We start from the raw sequence: 10,439 nt of genomic DNA, 5'->3' as shown, positions 1-10,439 counted from the left end.
TATTAACTGCCAGAACAAAAATAAACAGGGAATAATCGATCGGCTTTGTGTTAGATTCTAAAGTTCAATTTATATAGTAAGATTTTCTGTATAGACTGTCTTTAAAAAATGTTCTTCATCTTCCCAATATAGAGCATCTCCGTAAATTTTTTTCACATTAATATCAATATTCAAATTATTATTACTTTCTATCTTGTGAATAATATCTGTTACGTCATAGGGGTTAACAACTATTCCTAAATCATTTTGAAATACATAATCTCCAAGTTTTGTATTTTCTGATACTATAACTTTCTTTTTAAAAGCCATAGACTCGAAAAATTTATTACTTATAGCATATTTCACATTAATATCTTTAGATGGGTATGCTGCCCAAATATAGTCACATAAATAATAAATGTCTTCTATTTCATTAATATCGTATCTACCAGTAAATAATACTCTTCCATCTAAACCGTTGTTTTCTACATATTTTTTTAAAGCATATAAATCCGGTCCCTCTCCAGCTATCAATACTTTAATTTGCTTATTATCTTTAATAGCCTCTATTAGATTTATTAACAAATCAATATACCTAACAGTACCAATAAAACCTATAACTTTGGATCCACTTAGATTTTTAAATAAATCTTCATTTAAAAAGTGCTTATCCATAAAATTTATATTCTTCTTAGATGGCTTGTTATTAATTACAATTTTGTTTAAATGACTAAAAAAACTACTTTTTTTATAATATTCTTCAAAAAATGGCGAAGCCAATATAATAGCTGGCTTTTTAATAGCTAAAAATAAAAACTCAATTTTTTCTCTGAAGAAATTAAAATATTTATTTCTAAAAAATTTTATATCATATACTTCATAAATTAATTTCCCTTTAAATTTAATAAAAGTCGATACTAAGAACATTTCCAAATCAATAGCATGAATAAAGTGGGGTTTATACATTTTAGCAAATTTACTAAACTCCCAATAGAATTCAATTAAATATAAAGCTTTATTTAACCTATTCCCATAAGAAATTTCCCTATTTACAGTAGTTATATTTTTATTATTATTTTCTGCATTTCCACGGTTCCAAGAAAAAATTTTCACCTCTGCGTGTGGTGCTTGTTTTAAAATGGAATCCTTCATTTTTAAAACTCTTGGAGATACAGGAAAGTGATCACATACGATTAATACTTTCATCATAACCCACTTCCAATTTACCATCTAAAAGCATACTTATTGCTTCTTCGATTTTTTTATAACTGTTTTTTCTATCAAAGCTCTCTTCTGCAAATTCCCTTGCATTTTTAGAAAACTCTAGTCTCTTCTCTTGATCTATTATAAGATTTTCGATTTTTTCAAATAAATCTTCTATTTCTTCTGATTTATAATTAAGCCCTAATTGTTTCTCCTCAACTAATTTAACAATTTCACTTTCTTCACACGAATTTAATATCGGTAAACCTGCTGCAAGGTAGTCTCCTAGCTTATTTGTAATAGTTGCTTTAGATGAACCTATTATAGCATTTAAAGCAACATCTGATTGTTTTAAATAACTAAGCATTTCTTCATATGGCAAATAACCTTTAAAAAATACTTGACTATTTAATAGACCTTCTCTAACAGCAATATTCTTTAATCTATCAAAATCCGGTCCATCACCTAAAATGTTTAAGATAATATTTGAATTAAACATTTTAATAGCTTTAATCGCAGTTTCAATATCATAACTGTGACTTAGCGTACCAATATAAGTTATCCAAAAGTCCCCATTGTTTTTCATTATTTTCCCATTTAGTTCCATATTATCAAAGGTATTTAAATCTGAACCTATATATATATATTTAAAAAATTGACTCCTTGAATTTAAAACTCTAGCTCGATTCATATAAGTTTTAGAAACAGCGATAATACCATCTACAGATTTGTAAATATTATTAGCAAACCATGTCAAAGGGGCCAAAGGCAATTTATAATACCACTTCTTAATATCCACTGCTGCTGAAATAGATTCTGGCCATGTATCTTGGACATCAAGAACTATAGGTATATTATGATTTTTAGCATATTTACTAGCTACATTAGCCGCAGTCATAGTTGGATAAGCGACGTATAACAAATCAGGCTTATTATTTTTATTATTCATCCACTGTCCTAATTGCTTAGAAAATTGTTTATGACTTAATATTCTACTTAGTGATACATTTTTTTTATAGCCTTTTTCATATAAAAGTACTGTTTTAAAAGGATATTTTAAAGTTTCACTTATAATATGGCTTTTTTGAAAATGACTAAATTGGCTTGTAATTAGTGTAATATTATACCCTTCTTCCGTTAATAGATTGGCAAGGTAGGTAAATCTATTTCTAAAATTATTTTCTTCAATACCTGTAAAAGGAGCTATAATCCAAATTTCCTTCATACTTACTTCTCCCTCTATCAATGTTAATTGTATAATAGCTTGTTCCATTTTTTTAGTGTCAGAATGTTTTAACATTACAGCTTTCAATATTTTTTGAGTATTTTAATTCCCCTAAAATTCCTTTGAACGCTTCACTAACTGATAAACCATTTACTGATTATGATTTCATTAATTCAACACTGTATATAGATGCACTTTTAAATTTCTATATGGCTATGATAACTACCCCTTACAAGAATCTAAGCGTCTGTTTCAAATGCTCTTTTAGGAAGTCATGGCTGTTTAAATACAGCCGCATAGGGAAAATAATGCCGGCTTCTCCATATATCCTCTCCTATAGAGGCAATTTTTAGTGTTTGTTGTATTTATTATCCTAAAATCCGGATTAAAGGCATTATGATACGGAGCAGGAAGGCGCGAAGTTTTGTCTCGCTCGTTGGACATACATTAAGCCCTTAATGCTGGCGGTAAAGCAGTAAATATGAGTCCTGCTAGTGATGCAACCGACCTCTGATAACAAATAGAAATTGAATGGCTCCTCTTTGTAAACGTGCGATTCAACTTTTTAGTTGATATTAAAGTGTCTTACAGGAAGTCTTTTCAAATTCAAGTACCCGAAAACCCTTCTAAGAGAAATGTTCCTTGGTTTTTAATTTTTTTATTTCATTAAGAAATATTTCTACATGTTTTCGTGGCATATATTTTAAACTATCTCTTCTAACTTGCTCTCTTTTGTTCAATACTAATCCTGGTCTATTTTTTAGATCGTAATATATTTCATTCAAAATTTCTTGAAACTTAGATATATTGCCTTCTGGGACCAACCAAGAGTTAGTTTCATTTAAAACTTGATTATGCACATCATTATCCCAAGCAATAATTACCTTTCCGGCAGACATAGCTTCTAATAAACTATGAGATAAGCCTCCTGCCATGCTAGATACATTTAAAAAGACATAAATATCAGCACTTAAAAATATATTATCTAAATCTTGCTGAGAATAACTTCCTTTATAATATAGGGTATCAATTTTTTTTACATTTTCACAATTACCATATGCTATGAACTCGAATAAATGGTGGTTACACCTTGATATTTCTTCAAAATAATTAAATCCTTTGGTAATATGTAATCGCCCTGCATAAACTATAGGTTCCTTTAATCGGTTAGATATTATATTTATTGGAATATGAAGGAAGTCTCTGGATATTACATTTGGAATCGCAACTATACTATCAGTCTTGTTAGGGAATTTTTTTTTATAAAACTTCTCTGTATCATAGCCATTTGTTACTAATAATGAACTGCTATTTATAATAGAATTTTCCAAAAATGTAGCAACTAAAGTTTTCATTTTATTAGATTGTTGTGCAAACTCTCCTACACTTTTACTTCTTACCCATACCACTTTATTTGCTTTTCTATAATATAAGTTAATTAAATTTAAATACATATTAATAAAACCATTCATTATTGAGCCTACATAAATGAAACAGTCTTCGTTTCCAATCTTATTAGATTTGAAAATTCTTGCAACTTTTTGTGAATATTTCAGATAATTCTTCAAAAAATGATTACTTTTTGAATCACCTAAATTAATTGGATGTAAAAATAAGTTTTTAGATTCCCAAGAATAAAATACTTTTTCTGACTTTTCTTCTTGACTATCAACATAATATAGATGAATTTCAAATTCATTACTTTCTAACAATATAGGGAAGAAATAACTAGCCCAAGTCTCAACTCCTCCAAAATTTTTAATCAAATTACTGTTAAATAAAAAATGTAACCTATGCATAATAATCCTTTCCTTTTACTCCGTTATAGGTAATCTCCCTACTTTTTCCAAAAAATTATAAAATTCATCTATAAGCTCTATATCAGTATACTGTTCAAAAATTGTCACAAATCTAATTTGATAGTGTGAAATTTCTACTGTATCTAATACAGCAATAGATATATACATAGCTATAAAATAAATAACGAAAACAAAGCTTAATTGTGTCTTATTAAACTTTTTCACCTGAGATACTAAGCAAACAAAAAAAATAATCTCAAAAATTTTGAAAAAAGCAGAAAACCTAATGAAAGCACCTAACTGCATGCTTAATCCATATAATGTTAAAAATATTAATTGGCCATTAATTATTAAATAATATAAATTATTTTTAATTTTATCCAAATTATATAAGAAGAAAAATGTACAAATGATTAAAAAATAATATTTAAGTATATGGAGAAAACTAAGTCCGACTATATATGGGGTCCCTAAGTAATCATTGACGATACCAATAAAACTAAAATACGGTAGCAAGATGTTCAAATTTATAAATGGTAAAATAACTAAAATTAAAACAAATAATAAAGATCCGTATTTATTTTTAATCAGTTTATCTAATCTTATAAATAGTAAAGGTACTACAAACATAATACTTTTATGAAATAACGCACCTATAATAATTAAACCTATTGATTTAAAATACTTTTTATAAAAAAAATAATAATAAGCATTAATAAAAAAACTAATCGCTATCCATTGTCTTATTTGCGATGTTTCGGCAAAATATATTTCTGATAAACAATAAATAAAAAGAATCCATGTTGCATTTTTACCAAATTTACAAATAAATTTATAAAAATTCACTTGTGTTAAAAAATACAATAAAAATGTAAGTAAACTAAAGCTTAATTCATAATTTGAAAATAGGTTTTGTAATGTCCTGTATCCCAATTCAGTTCCTTGGAAATCATAAATATAATACATCAAATAGTTCCCATAATCTGTCCCAACCATCCATCTTTGTCCAAATACAAAAATAGAATATAAAAAAGTAGCACCAATAAAAAATTTCTCATTTTTTAAAAATACTTTCGAGAAAACAAATAAAAATACTATTACTATAAAGTGTACTATAAAAATCATTACTATTCTCCTGATTCATCTTCTAATTGTTTTAAAACTCAAGATAATAGCTTAGTCTTGATTTTTTAATAATTGTTCAGTAGCTACTTTTTTATATTCTTTAGCTGGTGATCCTAAAACCAACATCTCAGCAGCGACATCCTTAGATACTAAACTACCCGCAGCAACTGTTCCATCTTCATGAATTGTTTTACCAGGTAAAATGGTAGAGTTTGCTCCAATACGTCCACCTGTTTTAACTGTAACCCCTTTAAATTTATCTAAACGTTCTTTACTACGAGCCATATAATTATCGTTTGTTGTTACAACACCTGGTGCTATAAATACATAGTCTCCTAGCTCTGAATAAGCTGTAATATAGCAATTCGTTTCTAACTTACAACGCATTCCCACTTTACAATCATTTTCAACAGATACACCGCGCCCGATAATTGTTTTTTCACCAATCGTTACCCGTTCGCGCACCGTCGCCAAATCTGCGATAAATACATCATCTGCAACTTTTACATTTGCATAAATTATGGACGAGGTTCCCACAGTTACTCCATTACCTATCACAGCAGGCGGTAATTTTTTCACTTCTGGTAAAATCGACGCTTTTGCACGTGTAGGCTGCTTTCCAATGACTACATTGTCTTGAATAAAGACATTACTACCTATTATCGTTCCTTCATAAACGACAACATTATTACCAATCACCACATGTTCACCGAAAGTTACATTTTCACCTATAACTACATTGTTTCCTTGTTGTAAATTCATCTGAATTCCTCCATCTTAATTTATAAAATTTTATAATTCCATTATCCCCAGATAGTAAACTATGCTTTTTTGAACATTATTTTCATCATTTAATTGTATCTTTACTTGCAAGGCAATACAACAACAATGAATAAAAGAAATGCGTCATTTATACAAATGACGCATTTCTTCGAATTATCGATTATAAAACTCCTCAATCTTAGCTATAACATAATCCTGTTGTTGTTTCTTCATTTCTGGGAACATCGGTAAAGAAAGTGCTTCCTTAGCTGCTTTTTCAGCCAACGGTAAATCGCCTTCCTTATAACCCAGATTTGAAAATACAGGTTGTAAATGTAATGGTACCGGGTAATACACCATTGACGAAACACCCTGCTCTTTTAAATACGCCTGTAGCTCGTCGCGCTTCTCGACACGAATTGTATACTGGTGAAATACATGATAATATCCTTCTAATACTATTGGTGTCGTTACATACGCTCCCACTTTTTCATTCAACCGCTTAGTATAATAGGAAGCATGTTCCCGACGTTGTGCTGTCCACTGTTTTAAATGTGGGAATTTAACATTTAATACTGCTGCCTGTAATTCGTCTAAACGACTGTTATACCCTAGTACATGATGATAATATTTTGGCTTGCTGCCATGCACACGGATAATACGTGCATTTTCAGCTAACGTATCATCATTAGTTACAATCATACCACCATCACCGTATGCCCCTAGGTTTTTCGTTGGGAAGAAACTATATGTTGCCGCGGTACCCAATTCACCCACTATCTTACCGTTCTGCTCTGCACCAATTGCTTGTGCCGCATCTTCAATCAACACTATCTTATGCTTTACAGCGATTTCCTTTAAAGCTTCCATATCGGCCATTTGACCGTATAAATGAACAGCAATTATAGCCTTTGTCTTATCAGTAATCGCTGCTTCTACTAACTTAGGATCAATATTGTACGATACTGGATCAATATCTACAAATACCGGTGTCGCATTCGCACGCGCAATCGCCCCACCTGTCGCAAAGAACGTAAACGTTGTCGTAATGACCTCATCGCCAGCACCTACACCCACTGCTTCCAAAGCGATATGAATCGCATCCGAACCATTCGCCACACCGATGCCATGTTCCACCTTACTAAACGCCGCCACGTCTGCTTCAAGTTTCTTCACATTACTACCTAAAATAAACTGCGACGAAGACATGACCTTATCTAACTCTGTCAATACTTCCCCTTTAATCGAAGCATACTGCTCCGCCAAATCAAGCATAGGGATTTTCATAAATAACAGTCCTTTCGACTTCTAAATTTTAACGTTAAATTTCTTGATCCATTCTCCAAAACTTATAACTCGCCAAATATAAAATGAGAAATTTTCTTGACCAGCAATCATTGCCTCTGCCTTTATAACCACATCTTCCTTCAAAACGCCCTTGGATAATGCAACTGCCTCTTTTACCTTTTTTAAAAACATCTCAGCGGACTCCCCCTTTATCCAAACCTCTTCTGGAGTCACAAAACCTAATTTATCCATTCTCATTCGAATTTCCTCGGGTAAAATATCCTTCATACCCTCTCTTAATACCTTTTTTGTTATTCCATCAGAAAGCTTAAAAGAATCCGGTAAACCTAAAATAAATTCGACTAAACGATAATCGAGGAAGGGTAACCTAGATTCAACCGTATGTGCCATTGAATCCCTATCCTCCCAGTGCAATAACATAGGTAAGTTTGTACGAGTCAGTTGAGCTATAGACATTTGTCGAATACTCGATGCTTTCGAGCCAAATTCAACAAATGGGTCTGCTTCAACAGCACCTAGCCTCTCCATATCAAGCCATGTCGGAGATTTATTTACCTTTATTAGCTTTTGCCGAATAACTTCAGGTAACATTGCATTAGCGATTTGCTTTATAGCAAACACTTTACTATATCCATGAATTTCCTTAGAGTCGTTAATTTCCTTTAATAACGTCACTATATCAAGTGATTTCAATAGACTAGTAAATCTCGGGCTAAAATAACCATGATAACCTGCTAATTGTTCATCTGCCCCTTGTCCATCTAGCACTACTTTGACCTTTTGTTCTGCAGCTAACTTAAATACTTCCCACTGTGCGTATACACTAGTCGAGCCAAAAGGTTCATCTTGATGCCATGTCAAGTCTTCTAACTGTGGAAATAAATTATTCAATTCTGGATATGTGTAATGCGCTTCAATGTCGCGACTTTGAACTACTTTATCAATAAAATATCGTTCATCATATTTCTTTTCATGAGAGCAAGCCGAAAATGTTTTTTGTAATTCTTTTTTATCCAGCTCGTCTAATAAATCATTCGCTACACAAACTATAGATGAAGAATCTAGACCACCAGATAAACACGAACCCACTGCAACATCAGCTCGTAAGCGCAATTTAATCGAGTCCGTAAATAACTGTCTAAATTTTTCTGCGATGTCATCAATTGTCCCTCTCGATAATCGTGGTTTCAAAGTATACCACTGATAAATATTGAGCGACTTTTCTTTGAACAGATTATTATTTTCCAATTCTATTACTACAGCTTCCCCACCACGAATTTGAAAAACATTTTCAAAAAGTGTTTCATCCGTATGATTTGTTAAACTCCAATTCAAAAAATCATATGCTCTTTGTCCGTTTAACGACGCTTCCCAGCCTGGTAAAACTGTAAACTGTTTAATCTCTGACGCAAACGCTAACATTCCCTCAGGTGAATACCAATAATATAACGGCTTTACACCAAATCGATCGCGAGCTGCAAAGAATTTATTTTCAAGTCGATCAAAAATGACAAACGACCACATTCCATTAAAACGATTTAAACAATTTTTTCCCCATTCAGCGTACGCAGCTAAAATGACTTCTGTATCAGAATTCGATTGGAACTGGTACCCTTTTACTTCTAATTCATCACGTAATTCTAAATAATTATAAACTTCACCATTATAAGTAATCCAGTATCTTTCATCTAAATAACTCATTGGTTGATGACCTGCACTCGATAAATCAATAATTGATAATCGACGATGCCCAAACCACAAATGCCCATCTAAAAAACTTTCATGTCCTTCACCATCAGGCCCTCGATGTTTAATCAAATCTGTCATCTGTTTTATTAAGTAATTCTCCAAACTCTTAGTTGAATAAATCGCTGCTATTCCACACATATAATACTCCTAATTATAAAATTTTCGCCTTATTCAATACTATTTTCAATTCGTTTCGACTAAATAATACCATCATTAATATTAGATTTACTAATAAGTAACTAATAATTTTTACAATTAAGCTTTCAAGGTACAAGGCCATAATCAGACAAGTGATGATAATAGCTAGCGTAGCTAATAATCTATTAAATTGAAATGGTATTTTATAAAACTTTTGACTGTTATACATATACATCATAAATAATATTAGATTGCTTATGAACAGCGCAAGAGCTACTCCATAAACACCTATTATCTGTAATAACGCTATGCTCAACATCAGATTGACAATAACTGTTAAAAAATTTATAAATAAAATTCTTTTCGTTTTATTTGCAATAGCCATACCAGGTGTAAATATGTAAATATTAGAAAGTATGGTAGCAAAAGTTAGAGGTCCTATTAATAAAGTCGCTTCAAAATATTCTGGTTGTGTAAAGAGAACTAATATTTCATGTGAGAATATGGATACTCCTGAACCTAAAATAATAATAATAAACAAAAAAACTCTAAACAGTTTTTCTATCGCCTGAGGTGTACTAGCTTTTTTATATTCAGCATAAATAAGAGGTGTTAAGGATGCTTGGAACCCAATAAGGACAAGACTGATAACCGAAGCAAATCTATAAGCAACCGCATATAACCCTACATAACCTAAACCCAACTGGTTTTTTATTATTAATCTATCTAGATATAAATTCAAAAAAACAGCTATACTAGAAGGGACTAAAGGCAAAGAAAATTTAATCATCTTAATTAAAAATTCTTTTTCAAAAAATAACTTATAAAATGTTCTTGATTTTAAGTAAGCAAAAATTCCACCTACAACATTACCACTAATCATACCAACTAGTACACCTATGACACCATAATCATAGATAACTATACATACTACCGTTGTGAAAATAGTAGTTAAAGAATTAATAACATTTGCTGTCGCATTTTCTCTAACTTGTAAATTCCATCTTAATTGATTTTGAACAAAATAAAACATACCATTTACGAAAATTAATACAGTAATTAATATATATATTAGGCTTTGATTTTCTATCTGACTAGAAAATATAAATGGAGAAATCCATTTTTCAAATAGAATAAACACAATGGTAAAT

8 protein-coding genes are annotated in these 10,439 nt (G+C 30.9%); all 8 read right to left on the bottom strand.

Annotated features, from left to right (window positions below; translation table 11 throughout):
• Positions 1-69 precede the first annotated feature (69 nt).
• Complete coding sequence (locus ACTHOQ_RS18180) at positions 70-1,188, bottom strand: glycosyltransferase (RefSeq protein ID WP_440497567.1); 1,119 nt, start codon at positions 1,186-1,188, stop codon at positions 70-72.
• Positions 1,163-2,407: a glycosyltransferase family 4 protein gene (locus ACTHOQ_RS18175; protein ID WP_440497566.1), complete on the bottom strand. Its 1,245-nt coding sequence runs from the start codon at positions 2,405-2,407 to the stop codon at positions 1,163-1,165. The genes ACTHOQ_RS18180 and ACTHOQ_RS18175 overlap by 26 nt, the downstream gene beginning before the upstream one ends.
• A gap of 626 nt (positions 2,408-3,033) precedes the next feature.
• Positions 3,034-4,206 carry a glycosyltransferase gene (locus ACTHOQ_RS18170; protein ID WP_440497565.1) on the bottom strand — a complete coding sequence of 391 codons (1,173 nt, stop codon included), beginning with the start codon at positions 4,204-4,206 and terminating at the stop codon, positions 3,034-3,036.
• Between the two features lie 15 nt (positions 4,207-4,221).
• Positions 4,222-5,331, bottom strand: a complete 1,110-nt coding sequence (locus ACTHOQ_RS18165; protein WP_440497563.1) for an EpsG family protein — start codon at positions 5,329-5,331, stop codon at positions 4,222-4,224.
• Positions 5,332-5,382: 51 nt separating this feature from the next.
• Positions 5,383-6,093: an acyltransferase gene (locus ACTHOQ_RS18160; RefSeq protein ID WP_440497562.1), complete on the bottom strand. Its 711-nt coding sequence runs from the start codon at positions 6,091-6,093 to the stop codon at positions 5,383-5,385.
• 174 nt (positions 6,094-6,267) lie between these two features.
• A complete protein-coding gene (locus ACTHOQ_RS18155) occupies positions 6,268-7,380 on the bottom strand; it encodes a DegT/DnrJ/EryC1/StrS family aminotransferase (RefSeq protein WP_440497561.1) in 1,113 nt (370 codons plus the stop codon).
• 21 nt (positions 7,381-7,401) lie between these two features.
• Entirely contained in the window at positions 7,402-9,288 is a 1,887-nt protein-coding gene (asnB, locus tag ACTHOQ_RS18150; protein ID WP_440497560.1) for an asparagine synthase (glutamine-hydrolyzing), read from the bottom strand.
• A gap of 13 nt (positions 9,289-9,301) precedes the next feature.
• Positions 9,302-10,439 (bottom strand): oligosaccharide flippase family protein (locus tag ACTHOQ_RS18145; protein WP_440497559.1); only part of this gene is annotated, 1,138 nt, incomplete at its 5' end.

The organism is Solibacillus silvestris, assembly GCF_051967575.1.
In the GTDB taxonomy this organism is placed as follows: domain Bacteria; phylum Bacillota; class Bacilli; order Bacillales_A; family Planococcaceae; genus Solibacillus; species Solibacillus silvestris_B.
The sequence above is the reverse complement of the archived record's forward strand: the minus strand, read 5'-3'. Positions and strand labels throughout refer to the sequence as shown.